Genomic DNA, 558 nt, shown 5'->3' with positions numbered 1-558 from the left:
TTCTTCAACATTACGGTTCACGTAAGGTGTACCGTTCGCCAAGCTTTGAGCTAGGTGAAGTTTAAAGTCAGGGAAGCCCTTTGTGTCTAAACGACGACAGAAGCGGTTAACTGTAGGCTCACTCACGTCAGCCATTTTAGCTAAGGTAGCAATGCTAGAATGAATTGCAGTTTGAGGGGAAGCCATGATGACTTCGGCTACCTTACGCTCAGACTTGCTGAAATTTTCCAGGTTTTTTTGTATTTTTTCTAATGTATTCATAGTGTTCACAAGGGTATAGAGAACAACTTGCTAGTTAATATCTTTTACCAGGGGGTATGGCTGAAACAAATATAAGAAAATACAAAACCAAACTTATATTCGGTATTGTAAATTCTACTGCATCAAATAGATATCAAGCTAACTAGCACCATAGAGTCAGTATAAACCCAAGATACTATTCACTAATACAAAAACACGGCATCAATGCTTAAGAATATGACAAACCTCAACAAAATTTTAGAAAACTACAGAATTGGAAGAGGATTAGAGCAAAAAGAATGCAAATTGAGTATGAAC

General features: G+C 37.1%; 1 pseudogene. It reads right to left on the bottom strand.

The features are described from left to right. Window positions 1-261, bottom strand: a pseudogene (locus AB4653_RS27910) (transcriptional regulator HexR); the annotation flags it as partial. Window positions 262-558: the final 297 nt, after the last annotated feature.

The organism is Vibrio sp. 10N.222.48.A3, assembly GCF_041475345.1.
Classification (GTDB): domain Bacteria; phylum Pseudomonadota; class Gammaproteobacteria; order Enterobacterales; family Vibrionaceae; genus Vibrio; species Vibrio tasmaniensis_A.
This window is presented reverse-complemented; position numbering and strand designations above follow the sequence as displayed.